The following is a 25,611-nucleotide window of genomic DNA, read 5'->3' on the forward strand; positions in this document are numbered from 1 at the left end:
TGTGACAATATCAATCGATACGATGATTTCAGCATAACTTTTCGCAAATTGTTCTAACTTACTTATTGCATTCGACTCGGTTTTTGCGCTTACGCGAGGAAGGAGAGTAGGAGGCTTATGCTAAAAAAGCCTTAGATTACAGCGACTCTATGGTTCCCGCTTGGGTAGTCTATGCCAGCAATTATTCAAGATCTCAGGTGCATAATTGTGCAGAATTTAACAGCCTGGCATCGTAATTTGTGCAGCGGATCGAGACACGTTTAAAAATGGCTTGCCATAATTATCGTTGTATGTGATAACACGTTTTGGGTCAAACGAGGTACAGTTCTGTTTATGTGTGGCATTTTCAGTAAAGAAGTCCTGAGTAAACACGTTGTCGTTGAATACCGCTTCTCTGCCGAACCTTATATTAGTGCCTCAAGCAGTAATGTCTCAGTTTTATCTAAGTTAATGCCTGCGGGCGAAGAAAACACTCTAAGGAATTTTGCAAATGGCAAAGATTAAAGGTCAAGTTAAGTGGTTCAACGAATCTAAAGGTTTTGGTTTCATTACTCCTGCTGACGGCAGCAAAGATGTGTTCGTACACTTCTCTGCAATCCAGGGTAACGGCTTCAAAACTCTGGCTGAAGGCCAGAACGTTGAGTTCGAAATTCAGGATGGCCAGAAAGGTCCGGCTGCTGTTAACGTAAACGCGATCTGATCGAATCAATGCTGATTTAGAGACGCTCTGGCGTTTCATCCTCAGACATAAAGCCTCGCAAATGCGGGGCTTTTTAATACGTTTTTTTTCAAAATGTTACCGATGCTGTTCCTGTTAGCAGTTTGTTGCAAAACTGCGATGTCTGAAGCATTGTTTCCCGTCAATAACTTCTCTTTTTCTCGTTAAATCAGGGCGTTGTTTAATCAGACCTGGAGCACAGGTGAAAAAGAACGTCTTGAGCTCTGCCGGTAACTTTACGCCGGCTCGTTTTGCATTACTTTGCCTCGCTATTTTCCTTAGCCTCGCGTTTCTTCTTGGGCGTGTTGCCTGGCTACAAATCATTAAACCTGACAATCTGGTTAAACAAGAAGATATGCGCTCGCTTCGTGAGGTTGCCATTGATGCCCCGCGAGGCATGATTACCGACAGAGAGGGTAGGCCGCTTGCGGTGAGCGTGCCGGTAAGAGCCGTTTGGGCCGATCCCAAAACGGTACTGGCAAAAGGTGGGGTTGGCTTTGATGATCGCTGGCGGGCGCTGGCGACGGCATTACACATCTCACTGAGCACGCTCGCGGCGCGTATTAACAGCAACCCCAAAGGGCGCTTTATTTACCTTGCCCGGCAGGTCGACCCCACTCAGGCGCAGTGGATTGACAGGCTCAATCTGCCCGGTATCAACCTGCGCGATGAATCTCGACGTTTTTATCCAGCCGGGCATGTGGCGGCGAATCTTATTGGTTTCACCAATATTGATGGGCAAGGTATTGAAGGAGTGGAGAAAAGCTTTAACACTCAACTCACCGGGAAAGCGGGAGTCCGTCGTGTACGCGAAGACCGTTACGGGCACGTTGTTGAAAACCTGACTGAAGTCCCCGCCGTTCCCGCGCACAATATCGCTCTGAGCATTGATGAGCGCCTGCAGACCATCACGGAAGACGCGTTAGATAACGCAGTGGCGTGGAACAAGGCTGAATCCGGAGCCGCGGTATTGATCAACGTGCAAACTGGCGAAATTCTCTCAATGGCGAGTTTCCCGGACTTTAACCCCAACAACCGTGATGGCGCGACGCTGGATGACTTTCGCAATCGGGCCATCAGCGACACCTTTGAACCTGGCTCAACGGTTAAGCCGCTGGTTTTGATGACGGCGCTCCAGCAGGGGCTGGTCCAGCCAGACAGCGTTATTGATACACATCCGTATACCCTCGATGGCCATCGTATTCGTGACGTGGGCTATTATCCGGAGCTGACGCTGACGGGTATTCTGCAAAAATCCAGCGATACAGGCGTTTCCCGCCTGTCGCTGGCAATGCCAATTCAGCATCTGCTGGATACCTATAAAGGTTTTGGGTTCGGCACCACCACCGGACTCGGGTTAACCGGCGAAAGCAGCGGGCTGCTTCCGCAACGCAAGTTCTGGAGCCAACTCGATCGCGCAACGTTCGCTTTTGGCTATGGTTTGATGGTGACGCCTCTGCAACTGGCACATGTTTACGCTACGGTGGGCAGCTATGGTCTTGAGCGCCCATTGTCGATTACGCGAATCGATCCGCCGGTTATGGGGCATCAGGTGATGCCTGAAGATATCGTCCATCAGGTCGAACATATGATGGAAAGCGTCGCACTCCCTGGCGGCGGCGGAATCAAAGCGGCAGTCCGCGACTATCGCGTCGCAGTCAAAACGGGGACGGCTAAAAAAATCGGTGATGACGGGAAATACATCGACAAATATATCGCCTATACGGCGGGTGTAGCGCCTGCCAGCCATCCAAAGTTTGCGCTGGCGGTGGTGATAAACGATCCTGAGAATGGTCGCTATTACGGTGGCGCGGTTTCCGCACCGGTCTTCAGCCAGATTATGGGGGACGTATTACGTATTGAAAACGTTGAGCCCGATGGATTAGCGGCGGATTCCAGTCATCTTATCGTGATGCGCTAACCCAGGCGTTTTATACCGGGGCGATTAGCGTTACACTTTCGCCCTTTGATACAGCACCGGAGTGACCATGTCTTTCAGTTGTCCCTTATGCCACGCGCGGCTAACGCTCGCAGATAATAGTTTGACCTGTCCGCAGGGGCATCGATTTGATATGGCGAAAGAAGGGTACGTTAATTTGTTACCCGTTCAGCACAAACGTTCCCGCGATCCTGGTGACAGCGCGGAGATGATGCAGGCGCGTCGTGCCTTCCTGGACGCCGCGCATTACGAGCCTCTTCGTGAAGCTGTTGCACAGTGGCTGACCAAAATGCTGACTGAACATGCAACCTCGATCCTGGATATTGGTTGTGGTGAGGGTTATTACACGGCGATGTTCGCCGACGTGGCGGCACGATTTGGCGCTACCACCGTGGGTCTGGATGTGTCTAAATCAGCTATCCGCGCCGCCGCAAAGCGCTATCCGCAGGTGACATTTTGCGTCGCATCCAGCCACCGATTGCCTTTCGAAGAGGCAACTCAGGATGCTGTTATTCGTATCTATGCTCCCTGTAAAGCTCAGGAACTGGCGAGAGTCGTTAAACCGAACGGATGGGTTGTCACCGTCACGCCAGGGCCACGGCATTTGATGGAGATGAAAGGGCTGATTTACGACGAAGTGCGTTTACATGCGCCACATTCCGAGCAACTGGAGGGTTTCACGCTTAAACATGAGCAGTCTTTAGGCTATGAAATGCAGCTGACGGGCACTGAGGCGGTTGCTCTGTTGCAGATGACGCCTTTTGCCTGGCGGGCAAAGCCAGAAGTGTGGGAAGCGTTGGCAAAACAAACAGAATTTCGCTGCCAGACGGATTTCAGTATCCACTGCTGGCAGCGCGACGTCTAACTAACCAGCGTAATGCGACCAGAGAATTTGCGTACCAATTCCAATTAATACCACGCCACCGAGGATCTCGGCTCGTTTGCCAAGCAGCGGGCCGATAAATCGACCAACCATTATTCCAAGCGTAGACATGATTAATGTGGCACAACCGATCGCCAATGCGGTGGCAATAATATTGACCTGAAGGAAGGCGAGTCCCACGCCGACGGCCATCGCGTCAAGGCTGGTTGCGATAGCGGTGGTGACCAGCAGCCAGAAGCCATGGCGATGAAGCGGGGCTTGATCCTCATCTGTGTTTGCGCGAAAACCTTCGATAACCATTCGCCCACCCAGGAACACCAATAAAATAAACGCAATCCACTGGTTCCATTCGAGGACAAACTGACTGGCAAGCATACCGAGCCCCCAACCGATAAGTGGAGTGAGCGTCTCAATCGCGCCAAAAATAAGGCCGGTGCGCAGGGCTTCGGAGAATTTAGGTTTATGCAGCGTCGCGCCTTTACCGATGGAAGCAGCGAAAGCATCCATGGACATACCAAAGGCGAGAAGGATCGTGGCGGAGATATTCATAACAGCGTCCAGACCGGGGATATCCATATGACACATCACTGCCCCCAGTAAACAGCAGTTGATGCGTCTATGGTCTCGCCTGATTTTTACGCACAGTATTTGTGCTGTAATACATCCGTACGCACCACGTTTTTCAACGAGTATGTTGACACGTACATTTCCTGTAGACAGGAAATCGGCTACTCCCCAACGACGGGCGCAACCTTAACATATTTTGAGAATATAAAACAACAACACGGATGTGTTATTTCATTAACTAGTTGATAACGATTTTCATTTAGATTTATCAGTGAAAATAACGTTAATAAATATAAGTTAATTACATCGAGAGATATAGCTATGGCTATATATTGTCTGCGCATTTTATCGGCAGTATATAGCCGATGCTATAAATTTAACTTATTGAGTTTTAACCATAATCTTATAAATCTTTTCAAGGTCATCAATATCTTTCACCCGGATCAGTAAACGGCGTTGCTCTAATTGCATGACCAGTACACCATCCTCGGATAAATTCATCTCTTTAATGCGGTTATATTCTATCCACACGTTGGCGAAGAAAAACCCGTGGCTTTTAAAGATGAGTTTTGGTGCGCGGATCCAAAACAGGTACATCGCCATTAATGCCAGCGTACATAATAACCATGTGGTTAATAATTCACCCTGGCTCATCACGTTGTTGTAGATCAAGATGACCAATAATCCAGCGAAGATAAACGCGTCTATCCGTCCACGTCGCAGGAGAGGGACTGTGAGCAGCGTTGCGCCGTGTCGACGGGGCATGATGAATTCGTCATAGATGGCATAAGCCAGAAGGGCCACAATAAACACAACCAGTACGATATCCGTAACCGTCATTCATCCTCCAGATAAAAAAACCGGGGGCAAGCCCCCGGTGTATAAAACCTAAATTTACAGACCTAGCAGGCCGATTGCATAGCCTACGATACCGATAACGAAGAAGCCCACGATAATCCACAGTGCGTTAACTTTCTTACGCAACAGCCACATACAGGCGAAGGTAAGCAGCAACGGCACCAGGCCTGGCATCAACTGGTCAAGGATGGTCTGCACTGTGGTGACGTTTTCTTTCCCGGTCTGGTCGGTAATACGCGAGACCACCAGCGGGATGTTAACGTGCGTCCACTTGTTTACCAACGCCCCCATGACAAACAGGCCGAGAATTGACGCCCCCTCGGTCAATTTCTGCAGGAAGCCGCCGCCCATATCCTGAACGATATCAACACCTTTCTTATATCCGTACGCCACACCGTAATAACGGGTCAGCAGACGGACGGCGTTGAACAGAATGAAGAACAGCAGCGGACCCAGCAGGCTGCCACTCATCGCAATACCTGCGCCAAGGGCGGCAAATACCGGACGGACGGTACCCCAGAAAATCGGGTCACCTACGCCTGCCAGCGGCCCCATCAGACCAACTTTGATACCGTTGATGGCACCATCATCAATCTCTGCGCCGTTGGCACGTTGCTCTTCCATTGCCAGCGTAACGCCCAGAACAGGAGCGGCTACATAGGGATGGGTGTTGAAAAACTCAAGGTGACGCTTAATCGCCTGACGACGCGCTTCGTTATTTTCCGGATACAGGCGTTTAATCGCCGGTACCATGGAGAAACAGAAGCCCAGTGCCTGCATACGTTCGAAGTTCCATGAACCCTGGAACAGGTTAGAACGAAGGAACACGCCACGAATATCACCCGGAGTGAGTTTTTTCTCGGTGGTAGTTTTAGTCATATCAACCATTTCGTTCACCTGCTAGTCCAGTTCGTTATCGAGATCGTTGCTGCCAGCAGCCTGCGCTGGTGCACCCGCGACGCGGTTATATTTCGGGCTCAGCTGGATGTAGAGGATTGCCATCACTGCACCAATCACACCCAAAGCAACCAGGTTGAAGTTAGTAAACGCAGCGGTAACAAAGCCGAGGTAGAAGAATGGCATCAGGTAGCCTGCGCGCATCATGTTGATGACCATCGCATAACCAACGACCACAATCATGCCGCCGGCAATGTTCAGACCGCTGGTGACCACTTCAGGAATGGCGTTCAACAGACCCTGTACTTCGCTGGTACCGACAGAAATCGCGACGATAACCGCCGGGATAGCGATACGCATTGCTTGCAGGAAGAGTGAAGAGACGTGGATCCAGGATAGTGCACTCAGGTTCCCGCTCTCGGCCGCCTTATCTGCCGCATGCTGGAAAGCAACGGTGATAGTACGAACGATAATGGTCAATACCTGACCGGCTGCTGCCAGCGGAATCGCCAACGCGATACCAGCACCGATATTTTGATGGCCCGCGATAACCAGAACGGTCGAAATAATGGATGCCAGCGCGGCGTCAGGCGCAACAGCCGCACCGATGTTCATCCAACCCAGGGCGATCATTTCCAGCGTACCACCGATGATAATACCGGTTTTCATATCGCCAAGAACGAGGCCAATCAACGTACAGGCCACCAGTGGGCGGTGAAACTGAAATTCATCAAGTACGGATTCCATACCGGCAATACACGCAACGACGAACACCAGCACAATCTGAAGAGTGGTAATCTCCATTGTACTTCTCCTATGACATAAGCTTTATGTGAAAAATCAGCGCAGGGTTATTTCCCAACTTTGCCGATCAAATCCATCATTTTCAGTTTCTGATCGGTGGACACCTTACGGGCTTCCAGCTCAATACCGCGGGCATTCAACTTCTTGAATGCTTCGATATCTTTCTCATCGACTGAAATCGCGTTGTTGACCTGGGTTTTACCCTGACGGAACGCGATACCACCAATGTTAACGGAGGTAATCTTGACGCCGCCTTCTACAACACGTTCGACATCTGTTGGATTGGTAAACAGCAGCATTACGCGCTCACCCGCATATTTCGGGTTGTTGTAGACGCGAATCATCTTCGCGACATCGACGACGTGCGCGGTCACACCCGGTGGAGCCACTTGAGTAAGAAGCGTTCTGCGTACGGTATCGGCGGCCACTTCATCACTCACGACGATAATGCGTTTTACGTTGGTTTCTTTAGTCCAACGCGTTGCTACCTGACCATGAATCAAACGGTCATCGATACGCGCCAGGCCGATCACCATGTAATCGTTCGGTCCCATCGGTTTTGCGGGTGCGTTGGATTTCACAACTGGAGCTGCTGGCGCAGGGGCTGCTTTCACAACCGGCTGCGCTTTCAATGCTTTCACGCCTTCACGACCCGTTTCGACAGCCAGAGCGACCAGTTCGTCAAAACTTGGGTTGTCATCACGCGCCATGAGTGTTTCCACCAGCATCGGGATGTTTACGCCTGCGATGACTTCATAATGCTCTTTATCGACGACAATGCGGCTGGCAGCGTTGAACGGACTGCCTCCCCATGTATCAACGAGAAACAGCACGCCTTTGCTGGTATCCAGCTTCTCCAGTTGAGCCGTGTACTTCTCAATCAGCGTTTCGGCGTTTTCGCCGGGAACGAAATCGATCCAGCCGACGTTTTCCTGCTCACCCAACAGCATTTCTGCCGTTTTGAGTAACTGCTCTGCAGCCCAACCATGTGTGCCTATTACAATAGCAATGGTCACTTGCTACCTCCTTTTATTATCATTGATACGTCTGCCAGGCAGTCCGTATTGGGAATCGTCCTCGGGGAACCGAATCGATTCAGATAAAGGGTTAGAGTTAAATTAACGAAGACTTCCGCGATTTATTTTAGATAGTGAAAAAATAATTTATGTGATGAAGATCCGTAATTTAGCTTCGCCTTGCAGAAAAATCTGTAATGAAAATCGAGTGTGTAACAGATGTTTGCAAAGGAAAGTAAATCTTTGCTAAAAACGGCTTGTCTCTGATATGTTTAGCCTCCGTTTAATTGTTCAGGAGTATAGGGCTGTAGCCCACTGTATGGACCGTCACCGACGTCAGTCATCTACCAGGCCTTTTAGCGCCTTGCTTATCGGCGATCCTCGCCACTTATTTGCCCAATTTACCGCCATTTCGCCTAACGCTTTCGGGGCGCCGTTTTGTCATTCCTTTAGCAGGAGCTTGTCATGGAATTCTTAATGGACCCGTCAATCTGGGTGGGATTACTCACGCTGGTTGTGCTTGAAATCGTTCTCGGTATCGACAACCTGGTGTTTATTGCCATCCTTGCGGATAAGCTGCCGCCGAAACAACGTGATAAAGCCCGTTTAATCGGCCTGTCGCTGGCGCTGATTATGCGTCTTGCGCTGCTTTCCGTGATTTCGTGGATGGTGACCCTCACCAAACCGCTCTTTACCGTTTGGGACTTCACCTTCTCCGGGCGTGATTTGATCATGCTGGTGGGGGGACTCTTCCTGTTGTTCAAGGCCACAACCGAACTGCATGAACGGCTTGAAAACCATCAACATGATGACGGCCACGGTAAAGGTTATGCGAGTTTCTGGGTCGTGGTGATGCAAATCGTGGTGCTCGACGCCGTCTTCTCACTGGACGCGGTGATTACCGCAGTCGGGATGGTCAACCATCTCCCGGTGATGATGGCAGCCGTTGTGATTGCGATGGCAGTGATGCTTTTGGCTTCTAAGCCGCTGACGCGTTTTGTGAACGAACATCCAACGGTGGTGGTGCTGTGTCTTAGCTTCCTGCTGATGATTGGTCTAAGCCTGGTAGCAGAAGGCTTTGGCTTCCATATTCCTAAAGGCTATTTGTACGCGGCGATTGGTTTCTCGATTCTTATCGAATTGTTCAACCAGATTGCGCGCCGTAACTTTATCAAGCAGCAATCTATACAGCCGCTGCGTGCCCGTACCGCAGACGCGATTCTGCGCCTGATGGGTGGCCGTCGACAGACCGTTCAGCCAGAAACGACGAGCGGTGCGCCAGTGCCTGTACCGGAAGGTGCGTTCGTCGAGCAAGAGCGTTACATGATTAATGGCGTGCTCTCCCTGGCATCACGTTCTTTGCGTGGCATCATGACGCCACGTGGCGAAATCAGCTGGGTTGATGCCAATCTGAGCGTAGACGAAATCCGCCAGCAGTTGCTCTCTTCACCGCACAGCTTGTTCCCGGTGTGTCGCGGCGAGCTGGATGAAATAATCGGCGTAGTCCGTGCCAAAGAGATGCTGGTCGCGTTGGAAGAGGGTGCAAAAGTTGATGCTATCGCGGCTGCCACTCCGGCGATCGTGGTGCCAGAAACGTTGGACCCAATCAACCTGCTGACCGTTCTGCGTCGTGCTCGCGGCAGTTTCGTTATCGTGACCAACGAGTTTGGCGTGGTCCAGGGATTAGTCACGCCGCTGGACGTGCTGGAAGCCATTGCCGGTGAGTTCCCTGACGCCGATGAAACGCCAGAAATTACCGCTGATGGTGACGGCTGGCTGGTCAAAGGCACGACTGACCTGCATGCGCTTCAGCATACGCTGGGTCTGGACAATATCATCAACGATGAAGAAGATATTGCCACTGTTGCCGGACTGGTTATCGCTATCAACGGTCAGATCCCACGTGCGGGCGATATCCTTGAACTGCCGCCGCTGAAGATAGCCATTGTCGCGGCAAATGATTATCGCGTTGATATGGTGCGTATTGTTAAAGAGCAGTCCGAGCACGATGAAGAAGAGTAATCTGGCTTAACGTAACGGCAAAAGCGGTAATATTTGCCCGTTACGCTGCGCTGGCGGAGGCGTACTCTCCGCCAGCCACTTCGGAAAATCTCTTAGCGGCATTGGCCGCGCATATAAAAATCCCTGCAATATCTGGACTCCGTGATGGCGTAAATAGCGCGCCTGCTCCTGAGTCTCCACGCCTTCTGCAACCAGTTCGATATGCAATCGTTGCCCCAGAGCAATAATAATATCCGTTACCGTTGAGTTCACGGCGTCAGTGCCGAGCGCCGTGGTAAAGGATTTATCAATCTTCAGCACGTCCGGGCGCAATTTCTCAAGCCATGAGAGGGAGCTATTTCCGGTGCCAAAATCATCAATCGCCAGCTTAACGCCCTTACGGTTTAATTCCCGCACCATCCGATAGTCAGCCTCGTGAAGCGCATCGCGTTCGGTAAGCTCAACGATCAATTGTTGCTTAGGTTTGGCGCTAAACCAGTAGCGGTTGAGATCCTGAAGTAAGGTCCCGTTGCGAAAATGGCTGGCTGCAACATTAATCCCAATATGAAAGCCTGAATGAGCCGGAAAATAGCCAATCTGGCGTACAGTTTCGGTCATGACGAAGCGCGTCAAAGGAACAATCAGGTTGTGTTCTTCTGCCAGCGGAATAAAAACGTCAGGTGAGATCCATCCCTGACGGGGATTATTCCAGCGCAACAGAATCTCCACCCCAACGCATTTCTGTGTGCCGGCATTCAGCAGTGGCTGACAAAATAATTCGAACTCACGTGCAGCTAAACCGAGGTTAATTTCCCAGGTGAAGCTCATCCTGCTGGCGGTAGCAAGCCAGGCGATATAGCCCAGCAGCAGGCTTATCAGGAGCGCCAGCGGGAGCTGTGAAGGCAAATTTTGTAGTGCCAGCCCGCTCGCACCAGGGCCGCTCACGATGATGGTAAAAGGGAAGTGTTCGGATGATTTCCGCACAACCGCATCGTTGTCGTCAAAGGTCAGCGAAGCGGTAACTTTCTGACCATCGCGAAGGAATTTAGTCCCCACGCCCAGGATGACATCGGTTATCAACGGGCGCTGCGGTTCCAGCATCATTCGCGTAATAAGATCGATATTCACAATCTGCATGACGCCATCTTCACCAGTATCAGAGACGGGGTACCACTGGATAAGAACAGGGCTGCCTTTTAGCAGAGACTGGTCGGTTGACAGCACGAGCTGAGATTCACTGGAGGGAAGTGCAGGCTGGATCAAACGTAACGGCACATCCCTGTCACCGAAGATGCTGGAGCAATACACAATGCCGCCTTTGACCAACGCAATGGATCGCACCGTTTGTAATGTTGCAGCCTGCTTTCGCAGCATTAAATGGGCATCGGTGCAGGGCAAGCCGACGAGTGCCTGAAGTGCAGCGCGTCCAGCCTGAAGGGGGAGGAGGACTTTATCGAGTGCGTTAACCGAGTGAGTGGCGAAAGCGAGAATACGTTCCTGATTTAAATTACGCTGCGAAATAAAACGAATACCCAACGTCAGGATGAGCGTAAGAAGTGCCACCGTCACACAGACGATAACGCGTTTTCGGCGATATTTTTTTATGATCCTTTGTGCAGTTTGCATGAAAGGGCGCCTGAAACGCCACCAGCACCAAATGCCAGGGGCTACACAGGAAGTGTAGTGGGGAAATGTTAAGTCGACGAGAAGAGAAGGAAATTTCGCCCATCCAGGGGGGATGGGCGAAGGGAAAGCTTAGTCGCACTGCACCTTGATAGCCAGACCACCGCGTGAAGTCTCACGATATTTGGCATTCATATCTTTGCCCGTTTCGTACATGGTTTCGATAACCTTATCCAACGAAACGCGAGGTTCGCTGGTACGGCGCATCGCCATGCGCGTGGCGTTAATCGCTTTGACGGACGCAATTGCGTTACGCTCAATGCACGGAACCTGTACCTGACCCGCGACCGGATCGCAGGTAAGACCCAGGTTATGCTCCATGCCAATTTCAGCCGCGACGCACACCTGCTCAGGGCTTGCACCCAGCAGTTCCGCCAGTCCCGCTGCTGCCATTGAACAGGCAACGCCAACTTCGCCCTGACAGCCCACTTCTGCACCCGAAATAGAGGCGTTCATTTTGTACAGAGCACCGACCGCACCCGCTGCAAGGAAGTAGCGAATGTAAATGTCAGACGTGACCGGCTCGATAAAGTGATCGTAGTAGGCCAGAACTGCCGGGACGATACCGCATGCGCCGTTGGTCGGAGCGGTCACTACACGACCACCCGCCGCATTTTCTTCGTTGACCGCCAGCGCGAACATGTTCACCCAATCGATAACGTTCATCGGATCGTTGGAGAATTTATCGGTGGTGACCAACATACGACGCAACGCAGAAGCACGGCGCGGAACGCGCAGAGGACCAGGTAACACGCCTTCGGTATTGATACCGCGATCGATACAGGCCTGCATGGTTTGCCACACGTTGCCAAAATACGCTTCAATCTCTTGCTTGCTGTGCAACGCCAGTTCGTTCTTCATCACCATGCCGGACAGGGATAACCCGGTCTCATGACAGTAACCCAGCATTTCTTGCGCGGATTTGAAGGGATAAGGAACGTTGACGTCGCCTGAAGCGTCTTTACCGAAATGTTCTTCATCAACGATAAAACCGCCGCCAATGGAGTAGTAGGTTTTGCTGTAGAGAACCTTGTCGCCGTTGAAGGCGTGGATCTGCATACCGTTTTCATGCAGGGACAGGTTATCGCTGCGAAAACGCATACCGTCATCCTGCGGGAAATCGACTTCATGCTGGCCGTTTGCCAGCAGCAGACGACCCCGGTTTTCTACGTCACGAATAAACGCCGGAATGGCGTCAATATCTACGGTGTCCGGCATATTTCCGGCCAGACCCATAATGATGGCGATATCGGTGTGGTGGCCTTTACCCGTCAAAGACAGCGAACCGTAAACATCTACAGCAACGCGGGTAACGCTTTCCAGTAATCCTTTTTCGACCAGGTCATCGACGAACTGTTTACCGGCCTTCATCGGCCCTACAGTGTGGGAAGAGGATGGACCAATCCCCACTTTGAACATGTCGAATAGACTAATCACTTTCTCACTCCTGACAGGGTTACTGGAGGTTCCAGTAACGATGTTATAACTGCGCATAGTGTAAGAGGGAAGCTCAATATCGTCCGAAGTATTCACATGAATTAAACTAATGGTTAACCCGTGTTTTACTAATGTCGCGACATGCCTCGCAAACTTGCAGAAACAAGCGGAATGTAAAGTATAGTCAAGGTTTCAGGCCGATTTGCAGGGCCAACTCACGAATTATCCCCGCCGTCATGCCCCAAACAAAATAATGCTGATACCACGACAGCCAGACCCGGTGATCGTGTCCACGACGTTGAATATCCAAAGGATGGTAACGCCCTAAACGCAGCGCTTCAGCAAGCGGCATTTCGAACACGGCATCCACTTCACCGGCGTTGGCGTGATAGCGCAGATTTGGAGGAATAATACCGACGACCGGCGTGACCTGGAAACCGGTCACGCTGTCCACCGGGGGCAGCACACCAATCACTTCAACGCATTCCGGCGGTATGGCAACCTCCTCATGCGCTTCGCGTAGCGCGGCGGCAATCAGTGAGGCGTCCGTTGCATCGACGGCACCGCCGGGGAAGGCGACCTGGCCTGGGTGTTTACGCATTCGAGCGGAACGCTTCGTCAGCAGCAGGCCGGGCTGTTCTCGACGTACCACCGGGATTAACACCGCCGCCTGACGGCTGTTCAGTGTGGCGTTGTTAACCTGTGGCCGCAAAAGCTGAAAACGAGACAGAAAATGATCCAAAGTCAGGTCGTGGGTATCCATCGTTTAGCTCTCCAGTAGTTGCAGGATGCGGTTCACTTTATCAAACGTTTCCTGATATTCCGCCTGCGGCTGGCTATCGGCCACCACTCCGCCGCCAGCGGAACAATACAGTTGGCCTTCGTAGGCTGTCAGCGTACGGATGGTGATGCTGGTATCCATCGTGCCGCAAAGGCTCAGATAGCCGATGCTCCCGCACCAGGCATTACGTCGATGCGGTTCGAGTTCGTCGATGATTTCCATCGCCCGCACTTTTGGCGCACCGGTGATGGAGCCACCCGGAAAGGCGGCACGCAGCAGATCGCAGGCAGACCGCGACGCAGGCAGCCGAGCCGTGATAGTGCTAACCAGATGATGCACCGCCGGGAAGGGTTCAACGACAAACAGCTCAGGCACGCGGACGCTGCCGGGCACCGCAACCCGTCCAATATCGTTACGCATAAGATCGACAATCATCAGGTTTTCGGCGCGATCTTTCGGCGAGGCGGCCAGTTTCTCAGCCTGTAGCTGGTCGGCTGCGGGATCGGCGAGTCGGGGTAATGTGCCTTTAATCGGTCGAGTCTGGATAGTGCCGTCCGCCAGAAGGATAAAACGCTCAGGCGACAGGCTAAGAATGGCACCGTCCTCCAGACGTATAAATGCGCTGAACGGGGCTCGATTATGAGCATTCAGGCGCGTAAAAGCCTGCCATTCATCACCATGATACGAGGCCTGAAAACGCTGGGCGAGGTTCACCTGATAGCAATCGCCGCTGTGCAGGTAGGCCTGAACACGTGCGAATTTGTCGGCATATTCCTGCGGGCTCATATTAGAGCGCCATTCTGTCGTCAGTCTGAAATCGTCACGGACAGGGGAACGTTGTTCCTCAAGCCAGGCGAGTCGCGCATTGACATCAGTATGGCTGAGCAGTGAAACCACCTGCTTATGGTTATCGATAATCATCGCCCAGTCGTATAACCCCACGGCCATATCCGGTAGGGCAATATCGTTTTTCGCCGTGTCGGGCAAGGTTTCGAAACGGCGGCCTAAATCATAGCCGAAAAGCCCCAGTGCGCCGCCCTGAAAGGGCAGGTCCGGGTTTGACGTCGTAGGTAGCGACAACGACGCAAGCGCCTGCTCCAGCAGCGCAAGCGGATCGTCGGTACTCGTGCGGGTGTCAGTAAGCGAAACGTGAGTGTTTTGGCCCTGCGTGACAAGGGTACCCACAGGGTCGGCAACCAGAATATCGAAACGGCTGTGAGGATGATCCGCATGACCTGAGTGGAGCAGCATCGCCCAGGGAAGATGGCTTAAACGAGCAAACCAGAATTCTGCGGCGTCGTGGCGCCACGGTAATGTAATGACAGTGGGGGATAACGTCTTCATGTGTGGCATACTACCGGGCAGCGTGAAATAATTAGCGCTGATAATTTAGCAGGAGTTGACAATGTTTGCAGGTTTACCTTCTCTTAGCCATGAACAGCAGCAGAAAGCGGTAGAGCGAATTCAGGAACTCATGACCCAGGGTATGAGCAGCGGAGAGGCGATTACTTTCGTGGCCCAGGAGATTCGCGCCACGCATACCGGCGAACGGATTGTGGCGCTTTTTGAAGATGATGAAGACGAAGAGTAATCTGGCTTAAACGGCCGCGATTATTTTGATCTCAACCTTATACTGCGGTTTCATCAACGTGGCCTGTACGGTACAGCGTACAGGCGCGTGACCCGCCACAACCCAGGCATCCCAGGCTTTATTCATTGCTGCGAAATCCTCTTTATTAGCAAGGAAGATCGTGGCATCCAGAATGCGTGACTTATCGCTACCTTGCTTTTCCAGCACCGCGTCAATCTGCGCCAGGGTATTGGCGGTTTGCTCGAAGGCGTCTGCCTCCAGATTTTCCGGCACGCCCGTGTAGTAAAGCGTCTGATTATGAATAACAACGTCAGACCAGCGGGCTTCGGCATCAATGCGCTTAATGGTCATAAATCCTTCCTCGTAAATGGCTTAATGCGGCAAGACTGCCATATTGTTCCTTCGGCGTCACTATTTCGACTGGCACAGCAGAGGGTGGGCTGACATAATCCCTGTGCAAAAATACAGTGAGAGAGAAACGTGGCAGACGATTTTTCAGTAGAGGGTCAACTCGCGCAGGCGATTCCCGGCTTCAAACCGCGCGAACCGCAGCGGCATATGGCGGAAGCAGTAACGCGCGCCATTAATACTACCCAGCCGCTGGTGGTCGAGGCGGGTACGGGTACGGGTAAAACCTATGCCTATCTGGCTCCCGCATTGCGCTCAAAAAAGAAAGTGATCATCTCTACTGGCTCGAAAGCGTTGCAGGATCAGCTGTATAGTCGAGACCTGCCAACGGTCGCTAAAGCGCTCAATTACAAAGGTCGTCTGGCGCTTCTGAAAGGGCGTTCAAACTATTTGTGCCTGGAGCGTCTGGAGGCACAAGCGCTGGCAGGCGGCGATCTGCCGGTGCAAACGCTCAGTGATGTCATCATCTTGCGCGCCTGGGCGAACCAGACCACCGATGGTGATATCAGTACGTGCGCAAGCGTTGCTGAAGATTCTCAGGCGTGGCCCCTGGTCACCAGTACCAACGATAACTGTCTTGGAAGCGACTGCCCGCTGTATAAAGACTGTTTTGTGGTTAAAGCCCGTAAAACCGCGATGGATGCCGACGTAGTGGTCGTCAACCACCATCTTTTCCTGGCGGATATGGTGGTCAAAGACAGCGGTTTTGGCGAATTAATTCCCGAGGCAGAAGTGATGATCTTCGATGAAGCCCATCAACTACCCGACATTGCCAGCCAGTATTTTGGCCAGTCACTTTCAAGCCGCCAGTTGCAGGATCTCGCCAAAGATTTCACCATCGCCTATCGCACTGAATTAAGAGACACCCAGCAGTTGCAGAAGTGTGCCGATAGACTGGCGCAAAGCGCGCAGGATTTCCGCCTGCAACTGGGCGAGCCGGGCTTTCGCGGCAACCTACGTGAACTGCTGGCCGACAGCAATATTCAACGTGCATTACTGCTGCTCGATGACGCGCTGGAGCTGTGTTACGACGTGGCAAAACTCTCGCTTGGACGAAGCGCACTGCTTGATGCCGCTTTTGAACGGGCCACGCTTTATCGTACGCGGCTGAAACGTCTGAAAGACACCAGCCAGCCCGGCTTTAGTTACTGGTACGAATGCACCTCACGTCAGTTTACTCTGGCGCTCACGCCGCTGACCGTGGCGGATAAATTCAAAGAAGTGATGGCGCAAAAACCGGGTAGTTGGATCTTTACCTCCGCCACGCTTTCCGTGAATGACGATTTGCACCACTTCACCGAACGTCTGGGTATTGAGCAAACGGAATCACTGCTGCTCCCGAGCCCATTCGACTATGAAACGCAGGCCTTGCTTTGCGTTCCGCGTAATTTACCGTTGCCGAATCAACCGGGCGCGGCGAAACAGCTGGCCGCCATGCTCAAGCCGATGATCGAGGCAAACAACGGTCGCTGCTTTATGCTGTGTACGTCGCACGCCATGATGCGCGATTTGGCTGAACAGTTCCGTGCCACCATGACGTTGCCCGTTTTGTTACAGGGAGAGACCAGCAAGGGACAACTATTACAGCAGTTCGTCACGGCGGGTAACGCCCTGCTGGTGGCGACCAGCAGCTTCTGGGAAGGGGTTGACGTGCGGGGTGATGCGCTCTCTTTAGTTATCATCGATAAACTGCCGTTTACCTCGCCAGAAGACCCGTTGCTCAAGGCGCGTATGGAAGATTGTCGCTTGCGGGGCGGCGATCCTTTCGAAGACGTACAGTTGCCTGATGCGGTGATCACCCTCAAGCAGGGCGTGGGGCGTTTAATTCGTGATACGGATGACCGTGGCGTATTGGTCATCTGCGATAACCGCCTGGTCATGCGTCCGTATGGCGCAACATTTGTTGCCAGCTTGCCGCCTGCGCCACGCACACGGGATATCAGCCGTGCGGTTCGTTTCCTGGCAAATCCAACGGCGGAGTAATTTATTTTCGGGTGTGCTAAAATGCGCGCCATTTTGTGACTGACTATTGCGAGAGCGCGAAGCCCATGCGAATTCTGGCTATTGATACCGCTACAGAGGCGTGTTCTGCCGCCCTGTGGGATAACGGTACCCTCTTTGCCCATTTTGAAGAGTGCCCCCGGGAACATACCCAACGTATTCTGCCCCAGGTAAAACTGATGTTGGAGAGGGGCAAAACCTCCTTAACTCAACTCGACGCGCTGGCGTTTGGCCGTGGGCCGGGCAGCTTTACCGGCGTACGAATTGGCATTGGTATCGCTCAGGGCCTGGCGCTGGGCGCATCACTCCCTATGATTGGCGTCTCCACGCTCGCGACCATGGCGCAAGGCGCATGGCGTAACATTGGAGCGACTCGCGTGCTGGCTGCTATCGATGCCCGCATGGGCGAAGTCTACTGGGCGGAATATACCCGAGACGAGCAGGGCGTATGGCATGGCGAAGAGACCGAATCCGTGCTTAAACCCGACGCAGTGAGTGAAAGGTTGAAACACCTTTCTGGCGAATGGGCGACTGTGGGGACCGGGTGGAAGGCGTGGCCAGACATGGCAACGGAAAGTGGCCTGACGCTCGTCGATGGCAACATGCTATTACCCGCTGCAGAAGACATGTTACCTATTGCGTGCCAGCTATTAGCCGCAGGAAAAACCGTTGCAGTTGAACAGGCTGAGCCAGTTTATTTGCGAAATGAAGTGGCATGGAAGAAACTTCCAGGCAGAGCGTGAATCTCAGTAATAAGAACTGAGAAAAGGGAGTCGCATCATGGCGGTTCAAAGTAAAGCAGTACGTCTTATCCTGGCGGGAGCCATCGCCGTCGCATTAAGTGGTTGTGTCACGGTTCCTGACGCGATCAAGGGCACCAGTCCGGCACCGCAGCAAGATTTGGTGCGCGTGATGAATGCCCCTGAGCTATTCGTAGGTCAGGAAGCACGTTTCGGCGGCAAAGTCATTGAAGTGCTTAACCAGCAGGGTAAGACGCGTCTCGAAATCGCGACCGTGACCTTAGACAGCGGTGCGCGGCCAGAGCTTGGCGAAGCTTCCCGTGGGCGTATTTACGCTGATGTGAATGGTTTCCTCGATCCGGTGGATTTTCGCGGACAGCTGGTGACGGTCGTAGGACCCATCACGGGCACGGTGCAGGGTAAAATCGGCAATACGCCATATAAGTTTATGACCATGCAGGCAAATGGCTACAAACGATGGCGCGTCACGCAGCAAATTATGATGCCTCCGCAGCCTATCGATCCGTGGATGTGGGGTCCACATCCTTACCGCTATGGCTATGGCGGATGGGGCTGGTATAACCCAGGCCCTGCGCAGATTCAGACGATAGTCACAGAGTAACTTATTGTTATTACTAGATTAGAGACAGCGGCTCAGCCGCTGTCTCTGTTTTTTTACGGATAAAACAAAAAAAAGAGTGACGCGCTTCGCAACCTTAAATCTGAACAATTAATAAACTGGTACGCTGAGTTAATATAATGTTAACGAACTGTTTATTATCGGGGTTGTGATGACGACGAATGTGCTCTTCAGAGGTGATGCAGTGAAAAAGGTTTGGCTAAACCGTTATCCCGCAGATGTTCCTGCGGAGATCAATCCTGACCGCTATCAATCCCTGGTTGAACTATTTGAAAACGCCGTCACACGCTACGCGGATCAGCCTGCGTTTGTGAACATGGGCGAAGTGATGACTTTCCGCAAGCTGGAAGAGCGTAGTCGGGCATTTGCGGCCTATCTGCAAGAAGGATTAGGGCTGAAGAAAGGCGATCGCGTTGCCCTGATGATGCCAAATCTGCTTCAGTATCCCGTGGCGCTCTTTGGCATCCTGCGTGCGGGAATGATCGTGGTAAACGTGAACCCGCTCTATACCCCTCGTGAGCTGGAACATCAGTTAAACGACAGCGGGGCGGCGGCGATTGTGATTGTTTCCAACTTTGCCCACACGCTGGAAAAAGTCGTCGATAAAACCCAGGTCCGCCACGTCATTCTTACCCGAATGGGTGACCAGCTTTCGACGGCGAAAGGGACGTTGGTCAACTTTGTCGTCAAATATGTGAAGCGCCTGGTACCGAAATACCATTTGCCGGATGCGATCTCTTTCCGTCGCGCGCTGCACAACGGCTATCGAATGCAGTACGTGAAGCCTGAAGTATCGTCAGACGATTTGGCTTTCCTGCAATACACTGGCGGAACGACGGGCGTGGCGAAAGGGGCGATGTTAACCCACCGCAACATGCTCGCGAATCTCGAACAGGTGAATGCAACCTACGGGCCGCTGTTACACCGTGGTAAAGAGCTGGTGGTAACGGCGCTGCCGCTGTACCACATTTTCGCCCTGACCATGAACTGCCTGCTGTTTATCGAACTGGGCGGGCAAAATCTGCTGATTACCAACCCTCGCGATATTCCTGGGTTAGTCAAAGAGCTGGCTAAATATCCCTTCACCGCGATGACGGGCGTTAACACGCTCTTTAATGCGCTGTTAAATAACAACGAATTCCAGCAGCTCGATTTCTCCTCGTTGCACCTCTCTGCGGGTGGCGGGATGCCCGTTCAGCAAGCCGTTGCCGATCGTTGGGTGAAGTTGACCGGTCAGTATTTACTGGAAGGCTACGGGCTGACCGAGTGCGCACCACTGGTGAGTGTAAATCCGCACGATATTGATTATCACAGCGGTAGCATTGGTCTGCCGGTACCTTCGACGGAAGCCAAACTGGTGGACGACGACGATAACGAAGTGGCGCACGGTGAACCGGGCGAGCTGTGTGTGAAAGGCCCGCAGGTGATGCTGGGCTACTGGCAGCGTCCCGATGCCACCGATGAAATTGTGAAAGATGGCTGGTTACACACCGGCGATATTGCCGTAATGGATGATGAAGGATTCTTACGCATCGTCGATCGCAAAAAAGATATGATCCTCGTTTCAGGTTTCAACGTTTACCCAAATGAAATTGAAGACGTGGTCATGCAGCATAATGGTGTGCTGGAAGTTGCCGCCGTCGGCGTGCCTTCCGGCAGTAGCGGTGAGACCGTTAAGATCTTTGTGGTCAAAAAAGAGGCCTCGCTTACGGAAGAAGCGCTTATTGCCTTCTGTCGTCGCCAGCTAACCGGATACAAAGTGCCAAAACTGGTCGAGTTCCGTGATGAATTACCTAAATCGAACGTCGGGAAGATATTACGACGAGAATTACGTGACGAAGCGCGTTCCAAAGTGGACAATAAAGCTTAAGCTTCGTGTTAGTCACTCAAAGACGCCGGTTTAGCCGGCGTTTTTTATGGGCGCAAACCAAAGAGAAATCGTTTTGAATTACCAGATGATCACTACCAACGACGAACTGGCATCGCTTTGCGACGTCACTCGTGACTTTCCTGCTATCGCCCTGGATACCGAATTTGTCCGTACCCGGACCTACTATCCGCAACTGGGGTTGATCCAGATGTACGATGGCAAGAAGGTTTCGCTGATTGACCCGCTTGGTATCACCGACTGGTCACCCATGCGTGAGCTGCTGCTTGATACCGCTGTCACCAAATATCTGCATGCGGGCAGCGAAGATCTGGAAGTGTTCCTCAACACCTTTGGCGTGATGCCGGAGCCGTTGATTGATACGCAAATTCTGGCGGCGTTTTCAGGACGACCACTCTCCTGGGGTTTTGCTGCCATGGTCGAAGAGTACACGGGGCTGGTGCTTGATAAGAGTGAATCCCGTACCGACTGGCTGGCTCGCCCGCTCACCGAACGTCAGCTCGACTATGCCGCCGCGGACGTGTTCTATCTGTTGCCTATCGCCGGACAGCTGATGAAAGAGGCAGAAGCTGCCGGTTGGCTGGACGCCGCGCTGAATGAATGTCGCATGACCCAGCAGCGTCGTCAGGAAGTTGTCGATCCAAAGGATGCGTGGCGTGACATCACCAATGCCTGGCAGTTGCGCACTCGTCAACTGGCCTGCCTGCAACTGCTGGCCGACTGGCGGTTGCGTAAAGCACGTGAGCGCGATCTGGCGGTGAATTTTGTCGTCCGAGAAGAGCATCTTTGGGCTGTGGCGCGCTATATGCCTGGCAGCATGGGTGAACTGGACAGTATCGGTCTGTCAGGTAGTGAGATTCGCTTCCACGGTAAAACGCTGCTGGCATTAGTCGCTAAAGCGCAGCAACTGCCAGAAGATGAACTGCCTGAGCCGCTGTTGAATCTGATGGATATGCCCGGCTATCGCAAAGCATTCAAAGATATCAAAGCGCTGGTGCTGGAAGTGGGAACAGAAAACAAAGTGAGCCCTGAACTTCTGGCGTCACGTCGTCAGATTAACCAGTTGCTAAACTGGCACTGGAAGCTGAAAACGCAAGCAGGCCAGCCAGAACTGATTTCCGGCTGGCGTGGGGATTTGATGGCCGATCGCCTCAAAGTACTGCTGGAAGGGTATCCGCGTTAATGATTTTGTCACCCCGGTGAGCATACCGCCACCGGGGGATTTGCCAGGCGGCGTACTGTTTGTTCCGCCTGCAAAATCCACAAAATCAAAAATTTTTAACGTGATTCTTCCGTTTCCGGAAGCGTGACGTTCAGCTCCAGAATCGAAATATCCCCGTCCTTTTGCTCCAGTTGCACGGTGACCATCTCCGGGTCGATCTGCACGTATCGACAAATCACTTCCAGAATGTCTTTGCGCAGCTGTGGCAAATAATGCGGTTCAGCATCGCTGCGGCGACGTTCCGCGACGATAATTTGCAGTCGCTCTTTCGCGATGTTTGCGGTGCTTTTTTTCCGCGAGAGAAAAAAGTCCAGTAATGCCATAACTTATCCTCCGAACAGGCGTTTGAGGAAACCTTTCTTTTCTTCTTCAATGAAGCGGAAAGGACGTTCTTCTCCCAGCAGACGGTCAACGGTGTCGGCATACGCTTTACCGGCATCTGCTGTAATATCGAGGATCACTGGCTCGCCCTGGTTAGACGCGCGCAGGACCGACTGATCTTCAGGAATAACCCCAAGCAGTTTAATGCGCAGGATTTCCAGCACGTCTTCCATGCTCAGCATGTCACCTTTGTTGACGCGACCTGGGTTGTAACGGGTCAGCAGCAGGTGCTCTTTAATCGGATCCTGGCCATTTTCCGCGCGGCGGGATTTAGAGGCAAGAATACCCAATATACGGTCAGAGTCACGCACAGACGACACTTCAGGGTTCGTGGTGATGATCGCTTCATCAGCAAAGTATAGCGCCATCAACGCGCCCGTTTCGATACCGGCAGGGGAATCGCAAACTACAAAGTCGAACTCCATCTTCTTCAGCTCGTCGAGGACCTTTTCCACGCCTTCGCGGGTCAGGGCGTCTTTATCACGAGTTTGAGAAGCCGGGAGAATAAACAGATTCTCCGTGCGCTTATCTTTAATCAGCGCCTGGTTTAAGGTGGCATCGCCCTGAATGACGTTAACGAAGTCATAAACAACGCGACGCTCACAGCCCATAATCAAATCCAGATTACGCAGGCCGATATCGAAATCGATAACGACGGTTTTCTTTCCCTTCTGGGCCAAACCAGTAGCGATGGCCGCGCTGGAGGTGGTCTTGCCAACGCCTCCTTTACCAGAAGTCACAACAATAATGCGTGCCATAGAAATTCCTTGTTAAAAGGGATCAATTCAACGGTTGAACAGTCAAAGCGTCATCTGCCAGTCGCAGACGTGCCGCTTTGCCATAAAATTCGGCTGGGATGTTATCGCTCAGCCAATATTCCCCTGCGATGGAAACCAGTTCCGCCGTCAGATGGGTACAAAAAATTTGTGCGTCTCTGTCGCCACTGGCACCTGCCAGCGCGCGTCCTCGCATCATACCGTAGACATGGATATTGCCATCAGCAATCAACTCTGCACCCGCGCTAACGTGGCTTGTAACAATCAGATCACAGTTTGGCGCATAAATGCGTTGGCCGGAACGAATCGGCACATCAATCATTCGCGTTTTTGTGACTGGCGTTACGTTTTGCGCAGGTGGTGGGGAGACAGGAACATCTTTCGGCACCGAACGCGCTGCTTTTTCTTTCCCTTCAGTCAGAAGAGGCAGACCAGCGCGGTCGATTTCATCTTTTAGACGGGCATCTTTACAGCCGCTGATACCCACGATGCGCAGTCCGGTAGAGGAAACGGCCTGCTGGAGATGCTGCCAGTTAACCGGCGCGGCCAGGCCACTGACGTTCACCACCACGGGGGCGTGCTTCAGAAAAGCGGGCGCCTGAGCGATTTTGTCTTCTAACGCCTGACGAATAACCTCGGGTTTTGCATCATGCAAATGAACCACTGATAAGGTGAAGCTACTGCCTTTAAGCTCGATGGGCGTGTTTGACATCCTGGCCTTACTCAATTTGCTATTAATCGCAGCGCATTCGATACGATATTCCGAAGAGTATCAGGCATGTTATAGTCACTGGTATATTGAGGCAAGCAACCACCCGTTAATTCAGAGTAAAAACATGTTTTGTGTGATCTATCGAAGTACCAAACGCGACCAGACCTATCTTTATGTCGAAAAGAGAGACGATTTTTCCCGCGTGCCTGAGGAATTGATGAAAGGTTTTGGCGCGCCGCAGCTGGCGATGCTGCTGCCTTTGGATGGTCGTAAAAAATTGGTCAATGCCGATTTGGATAAAGTGAAAACGGCATTGAAAGAACAGGGCTATTATTTACAGCTTCCGCCACCTCCTGAGAATTTATTAAAACAGCATCTCGAGCGTGACGGCAAAAAATAACTCCGGTCTATTCCGTGGGTGACATATCAACCGTTTAGGGGACGAGCATGTATCAACATCACAACTGGCAAGGCGCATTACTGGATTATCCCGTCAGCAAAGTTGTCTGCGTTGGCAGCAACTATGCGAAGCATATTCAGGAAATGGGCAGTGCTGTGCCAGAAGAGCCCGTGTTGTTTATCAAGCCAGAGACCGCGCTTTGCGATATCCGTCAGCCGCTGGCATTACCGCAAGGTCTGGGTTCTGTTCACCACGAAGTCGAACTGGCGGTGCTGATTGGCGCAACGCTTCGTCAGGCCTCAGAAGAGCATGTGCAAAAAGCGATTGCTGGCTACGGTATTGCGTTGGATCTGACGCTGCGTGACGTGCAGGGCAAAATGAAAAAGGCCGGTCAGCCGTGGGAAAAGGCGAAAGGATTTGATAATTCTTGCCCCATTTCCGGGTTTATCCCCGCGTCGGAATTCAGCGGCGATCCGCAAAGCACGGCGTTAAGTCTGAAAGTAAACGGTGATGTACGCCAGCAGGGTAATACGTCGGATATGATTCATAAAATTCTGCCGCTGATTGCCTATATGAGCCGCTATTTTACCCTCAAACCCGGTGATGTGATCCTTACGGGAACGCCAGAAGGGGTCGGCCCACTGGTAAGCGGTGATGAACTCGAGATAGGCTTTAACGGGCAATCGGTTAAGACTCGCGTGCTGTAAAACATGTTTACCGCTTTTTATCGGCGGCAAAACTTGCATCCCCGTGCCAGACTGGTTATAAGGTGCGCTTTCTTTTGACGTGTGGACATCCTTATGAGCGAAACCCCTTTCTGGCAAAACAAAACTCTCGACGAAATGACCGACGTAGAGTGGGAGTCGCTGTGTGACGGCTGCGGGCAATGCTGCTTGCATAAGTTAATGGATGAAGACACGGACGAGATCTACTTTACTAACGTCGCCTGTAAGCAGCTGAACATCAAGACCTGCCAGTGTCGTAACTACGAACGTCGTTTCGAATATGAAGCCGACTGCATCAAGCTGACTCGCGATAACCTGCCTACGTTTGAATGGCTGCCGCACACCTGCGCATATCGTCTGCTGGCAGAAGGAAAAGGGCTACCGGACTGGCATCCGCTGCTCACCGGCTCTAAAGTCGCTATGCATGGTGAGCGCATTTCAGTGCGCCATATCGCGGTGAAAGAGTCAGAGGTACAGGACTGGGAAGACCATATTCTGAACCACCCAAAACGAGCATAAATAAAAAACCCGCCGAAGCGGGTT

At 52.3% G+C, this 25,611-nt stretch carries 27 protein-coding genes and 1 pseudogene; 15 read left to right on the forward strand and 13 right to left on the reverse strand.

What is annotated here, in order from left to right:
- Positions 1-333 precede the first annotated feature (333 nt).
- From AC6EMZ_RS09550 to rlmA, 4 genes and pseudogenes are all read left to right on the forward strand, one after another.
- Positions 334-478: pseudogene (locus AC6EMZ_RS09550) on the forward strand (DUF2627 domain-containing protein).
- Positions 479-490: 12 nt separating this feature from the next.
- On the forward strand, positions 491-700 hold the full coding sequence (gene cspE / locus AC6EMZ_RS09555; RefSeq protein WP_313852280.1) for a transcription antiterminator/RNA stability regulator CspE: 210 nt from the start codon (positions 491-493) through the stop codon (positions 698-700).
- 220 nt (positions 701-920) lie between these two features.
- Positions 921-2,639: a peptidoglycan glycosyltransferase FtsI gene (ftsI, locus tag AC6EMZ_RS09560; protein WP_498402193.1), complete on the forward strand. Its 1,719-nt coding sequence runs from the start codon at positions 921-923 to the stop codon at positions 2,637-2,639.
- Between the two features lie 67 nt (positions 2,640-2,706).
- On the forward strand, positions 2,707-3,522 hold the full coding sequence (gene rlmA, locus AC6EMZ_RS09565; RefSeq protein ID WP_498402194.1) for a 23S rRNA (guanine(745)-N(1))-methyltransferase: 816 nt from the start codon (positions 2,707-2,709) through the stop codon (positions 3,520-3,522).
- Here rlmA and mntP read toward each other — a convergent pair whose 3' ends face one another.
- From mntP to manX, 5 genes are all read right to left on the reverse strand, one after another.
- Positions 3,523-4,089, reverse strand: a complete 567-nt coding sequence (mntP, locus tag AC6EMZ_RS09570) for a manganese efflux pump MntP (protein ID WP_498402195.1) — start codon at positions 4,087-4,089, stop codon at positions 3,523-3,525.
- A 399-nt stretch (positions 4,090-4,488) separates the two neighbouring features.
- Positions 4,489-4,947: a DUF986 family protein gene (locus tag AC6EMZ_RS09575; RefSeq protein ID WP_498402196.1), complete on the reverse strand. Its 459-nt coding sequence runs from the start codon at positions 4,945-4,947 to the stop codon at positions 4,489-4,491.
- Between the two features lie 54 nt (positions 4,948-5,001).
- Positions 5,002-5,853, reverse strand: coding sequence for a PTS mannose transporter subunit IID (locus AC6EMZ_RS09580; RefSeq protein WP_498402197.1), 852 nt, complete (start codon positions 5,851-5,853; stop codon positions 5,002-5,004).
- A gap of 12 nt (positions 5,854-5,865) precedes the next feature.
- The gene (locus tag AC6EMZ_RS09585) at positions 5,866-6,666 is read right to left on the reverse strand and encodes a PTS mannose/fructose/sorbose transporter subunit IIC (RefSeq protein WP_498402198.1); all 801 of its coding nucleotides are present in this window, start codon (positions 6,664-6,666) and stop codon (positions 5,866-5,868) included.
- Between the two features lie 47 nt (positions 6,667-6,713).
- Entirely contained in the window at positions 6,714-7,682 is a 969-nt protein-coding gene (manX, locus tag AC6EMZ_RS09590) for a PTS mannose transporter subunit IIAB (protein WP_498402199.1), read from the reverse strand.
- A gap of 319 nt (positions 7,683-8,001) precedes the next feature.
- Between manX and AC6EMZ_RS09595 the strand changes: the two genes are divergently transcribed.
- Together AC6EMZ_RS09595 and yoaE are read left to right on the forward strand one after the other, a co-directional pair.
- Positions 8,002-8,160 carry a protein YoaL gene (locus AC6EMZ_RS09595; protein WP_498402200.1) on the forward strand — a complete coding sequence of 53 codons (159 nt, stop codon included), beginning with the start codon at positions 8,002-8,004 and terminating at the stop codon, positions 8,158-8,160.
- A complete protein-coding gene (gene yoaE / locus AC6EMZ_RS09600; RefSeq protein ID WP_498402201.1) occupies positions 8,148-9,704 on the forward strand; it encodes a CNNM family cation transport protein YoaE in 1,557 nt (518 codons plus the stop codon). Before AC6EMZ_RS09595 ends, yoaE begins: the two co-directional genes overlap by 13 nt.
- Before the next feature lie 6 nt (positions 9,705-9,710).
- Here the strand turns inward: yoaE and pdeD are convergent, their stop codons facing one another.
- From pdeD to pabB, 4 genes are all read right to left on the reverse strand, one after another.
- Complete coding sequence (pdeD, locus tag AC6EMZ_RS09605) at positions 9,711-11,309, reverse strand: cyclic di-3',5'-guanosine monophosphate phosphodiesterase PdeD (protein ID WP_498402202.1); 1,599 nt, start codon at positions 11,307-11,309, stop codon at positions 9,711-9,713.
- Between the two features lie 129 nt (positions 11,310-11,438).
- A complete protein-coding gene (gene sdaA / locus AC6EMZ_RS09610; RefSeq protein ID WP_498402203.1) occupies positions 11,439-12,803 on the reverse strand; it encodes an L-serine ammonia-lyase in 1,365 nt (454 codons plus the stop codon).
- Positions 12,804-12,987: 184 nt separating this feature from the next.
- Positions 12,988-13,566 (reverse strand): CoA pyrophosphatase, encoded by a 579-nt coding sequence (locus AC6EMZ_RS09615; protein WP_498402204.1) that lies wholly within the window; start codon positions 13,564-13,566, stop codon positions 12,988-12,990.
- A 3-nt stretch (positions 13,567-13,569) separates the two neighbouring features.
- Positions 13,570-14,937 (reverse strand): aminodeoxychorismate synthase component 1, encoded by a 1,368-nt coding sequence (pabB, locus tag AC6EMZ_RS09620; RefSeq protein WP_498402205.1) that lies wholly within the window; start codon positions 14,935-14,937, stop codon positions 13,570-13,572.
- 52 nt (positions 14,938-14,989) lie between these two features.
- On the opposite strand from pabB, the gene AC6EMZ_RS09625 reads away from it, so the two are divergent.
- Positions 14,990-15,175 carry a YoaH family protein gene (locus AC6EMZ_RS09625; RefSeq protein ID WP_498402206.1) on the forward strand — a complete coding sequence of 62 codons (186 nt, stop codon included), beginning with the start codon at positions 14,990-14,992 and terminating at the stop codon, positions 15,173-15,175.
- 6 nt (positions 15,176-15,181) lie between these two features.
- Here AC6EMZ_RS09625 and AC6EMZ_RS09630 read toward each other — a convergent pair whose 3' ends face one another.
- Positions 15,182-15,526, reverse strand: coding sequence for a RidA family protein (locus AC6EMZ_RS09630; RefSeq protein WP_498402207.1), 345 nt, complete (start codon positions 15,524-15,526; stop codon positions 15,182-15,184).
- 129 nt (positions 15,527-15,655) lie between these two features.
- Here AC6EMZ_RS09630 and yoaA point away from each other — a divergent pair, with 129 nt between their 5' ends.
- From yoaA to rnd, 5 genes are all read left to right on the forward strand, one after another.
- Complete coding sequence (gene yoaA / locus AC6EMZ_RS09635) at positions 15,656-17,566, forward strand: DNA repair helicase YoaA (RefSeq protein WP_498402208.1); 1,911 nt, start codon at positions 15,656-15,658, stop codon at positions 17,564-17,566.
- Between the two features lie 65 nt (positions 17,567-17,631).
- A complete protein-coding gene (tsaB, locus tag AC6EMZ_RS09640; RefSeq protein WP_498402209.1) occupies positions 17,632-18,327 on the forward strand; it encodes a tRNA (adenosine(37)-N6)-threonylcarbamoyltransferase complex dimerization subunit type 1 TsaB in 696 nt (231 codons plus the stop codon).
- A 37-nt stretch (positions 18,328-18,364) separates the two neighbouring features.
- Positions 18,365-18,946 (forward strand): Slp/YeaY family lipoprotein, encoded by a 582-nt coding sequence (locus AC6EMZ_RS09645; protein ID WP_498402210.1) that lies wholly within the window; start codon positions 18,365-18,367, stop codon positions 18,944-18,946.
- Between the two features lie 202 nt (positions 18,947-19,148).
- A complete protein-coding gene (gene fadD, locus AC6EMZ_RS09650; RefSeq protein WP_498402211.1) occupies positions 19,149-20,834 on the forward strand; it encodes a long-chain-fatty-acid--CoA ligase FadD in 1,686 nt (561 codons plus the stop codon).
- A 73-nt stretch (positions 20,835-20,907) separates the two neighbouring features.
- Positions 20,908-22,035 (forward strand): ribonuclease D, encoded by a 1,128-nt coding sequence (rnd, locus tag AC6EMZ_RS09655; protein WP_498402319.1) that lies wholly within the window; start codon positions 20,908-20,910, stop codon positions 22,033-22,035.
- A 95-nt stretch (positions 22,036-22,130) separates the two neighbouring features.
- Here the strand turns inward: rnd and minE are convergent, their stop codons facing one another.
- Genes minE through minC form a run of 3 tightly spaced genes read right to left on the reverse strand, consistent with a single transcriptional unit; the run spans position 22,131 to position 23,943 of the window.
- A complete protein-coding gene (gene minE / locus AC6EMZ_RS09660) occupies positions 22,131-22,397 on the reverse strand; it encodes a cell division topological specificity factor MinE (protein WP_498402212.1) in 267 nt (88 codons plus the stop codon).
- A gap of 3 nt (positions 22,398-22,400) precedes the next feature.
- Positions 22,401-23,213 carry a septum site-determining protein MinD gene (minD, locus tag AC6EMZ_RS09665; RefSeq protein ID WP_498402213.1) on the reverse strand — a complete coding sequence of 271 codons (813 nt, stop codon included), beginning with the start codon at positions 23,211-23,213 and terminating at the stop codon, positions 22,401-22,403.
- A 22-nt stretch (positions 23,214-23,235) separates the two neighbouring features.
- Positions 23,236-23,943, reverse strand: coding sequence for a septum site-determining protein MinC (gene minC / locus AC6EMZ_RS09670; protein WP_498402214.1), 708 nt, complete (start codon positions 23,941-23,943; stop codon positions 23,236-23,238).
- A 124-nt stretch (positions 23,944-24,067) separates the two neighbouring features.
- On the opposite strand from minC, the gene AC6EMZ_RS09675 reads away from it, so the two are divergent.
- The 3 genes from AC6EMZ_RS09675 to ycgN all read left to right on the forward strand — a co-directional run bounded on the left by AC6EMZ_RS09675 (position 24,068) and on the right by ycgN (position 25,587).
- Positions 24,068-24,343 carry a YcgL domain-containing protein gene (locus AC6EMZ_RS09675; RefSeq protein WP_498402320.1) on the forward strand — a complete coding sequence of 92 codons (276 nt, stop codon included), beginning with the start codon at positions 24,068-24,070 and terminating at the stop codon, positions 24,341-24,343.
- Between the two features lie 47 nt (positions 24,344-24,390).
- Positions 24,391-25,050 (forward strand): fumarylacetoacetate hydrolase family protein, encoded by a 660-nt coding sequence (locus AC6EMZ_RS09680; RefSeq protein WP_498402215.1) that lies wholly within the window; start codon positions 24,391-24,393, stop codon positions 25,048-25,050.
- A 93-nt stretch (positions 25,051-25,143) separates the two neighbouring features.
- Positions 25,144-25,587 carry a cysteine cluster protein YcgN gene (gene ycgN, locus AC6EMZ_RS09685; protein ID WP_498402216.1) on the forward strand — a complete coding sequence of 148 codons (444 nt, stop codon included), beginning with the start codon at positions 25,144-25,146 and terminating at the stop codon, positions 25,585-25,587.
- The last annotated feature ends 24 nt before the right edge of the window (positions 25,588-25,611 follow it).

It is taken from the genome of Enterobacter sp. SCRI0065, from assembly GCF_059766475.1.

Excerpts from the sequence above, each read along its gene's own strand:
- AC6EMZ_RS09680 (WP_498402215.1), top strand. The coding sequence starts at position 24,391 with ATGTATCAACATCACAACTGGCAAGGCGCATTACTGGATTATCCCGTC.
- AC6EMZ_RS09585 (WP_498402198.1), bottom strand. The coding sequence starts at position 6,666 with ATGGAGATTACCACTCTTCAGATTGTGCTGGTGTTCGTCGTTGCGTGT.
- rlmA (WP_498402194.1), top strand. The coding sequence starts at position 2,707 with ATGTCTTTCAGTTGTCCCTTATGCCACGCGCGGCTAACGCTCGCAGAT.
- ycgN (WP_498402216.1), top strand. The coding sequence starts at position 25,144 with ATGAGCGAAACCCCTTTCTGGCAAAACAAAACTCTCGACGAAATGACC.
- cspE (WP_313852280.1), top strand. The coding sequence starts at position 491 with ATGGCAAAGATTAAAGGTCAAGTTAAGTGGTTCAACGAATCTAAAGGT.
- minD (WP_498402213.1), bottom strand. The coding sequence starts at position 23,213 with ATGGCACGCATTATTGTTGTGACTTCTGGTAAAGGAGGCGTTGGCAAG.
- tsaB (WP_498402209.1), top strand. The coding sequence starts at position 17,632 with ATGCGAATTCTGGCTATTGATACCGCTACAGAGGCGTGTTCTGCCGCC.
- AC6EMZ_RS09615 (WP_498402204.1), bottom strand. The coding sequence starts at position 13,566 with ATGGATACCCACGACCTGACTTTGGATCATTTTCTGTCTCGTTTTCAG.
- AC6EMZ_RS09625 (WP_498402206.1), top strand. The coding sequence starts at position 14,990 with ATGTTTGCAGGTTTACCTTCTCTTAGCCATGAACAGCAGCAGAAAGCG.
- yoaE (WP_498402201.1), top strand. The coding sequence starts at position 8,148 with ATGGAATTCTTAATGGACCCGTCAATCTGGGTGGGATTACTCACGCTG.
- AC6EMZ_RS09675 (WP_498402320.1), top strand. The coding sequence starts at position 24,068 with ATGTTTTGTGTGATCTATCGAAGTACCAAACGCGACCAGACCTATCTT.
- minE (WP_498402212.1), bottom strand. The coding sequence starts at position 22,397 with ATGGCATTACTGGACTTTTTTCTCTCGCGGAAAAAAAGCACCGCAAAC.
- AC6EMZ_RS09630 (WP_498402207.1), bottom strand. The coding sequence starts at position 15,526 with ATGACCATTAAGCGCATTGATGCCGAAGCCCGCTGGTCTGACGTTGTT.
- AC6EMZ_RS09575 (WP_498402196.1), bottom strand. The coding sequence starts at position 4,947 with ATGACGGTTACGGATATCGTACTGGTTGTGTTTATTGTGGCCCTTCTG.
- minC (WP_498402214.1), bottom strand. The coding sequence starts at position 23,943 with ATGTCAAACACGCCCATCGAGCTTAAAGGCAGTAGCTTCACCTTATCA.
- AC6EMZ_RS09580 (WP_498402197.1), bottom strand. The coding sequence starts at position 5,853 with ATGGTTGATATGACTAAAACTACCACCGAGAAAAAACTCACTCCGGGT.
- pdeD (WP_498402202.1), bottom strand. The coding sequence starts at position 11,309 with ATGCAAACTGCACAAAGGATCATAAAAAAATATCGCCGAAAACGCGTT.
- AC6EMZ_RS09595 (WP_498402200.1), top strand. The coding sequence starts at position 8,002 with ATGGACCGTCACCGACGTCAGTCATCTACCAGGCCTTTTAGCGCCTTG.
- pabB (WP_498402205.1), bottom strand. The coding sequence starts at position 14,937 with ATGCCACACATGAAGACGTTATCCCCCACTGTCATTACATTACCGTGG.
- AC6EMZ_RS09645 (WP_498402210.1), top strand. The coding sequence starts at position 18,365 with ATGGCGGTTCAAAGTAAAGCAGTACGTCTTATCCTGGCGGGAGCCATC.
- mntP (WP_498402195.1), bottom strand. The coding sequence starts at position 4,089 with ATGAATATCTCCGCCACGATCCTTCTCGCCTTTGGTATGTCCATGGAT.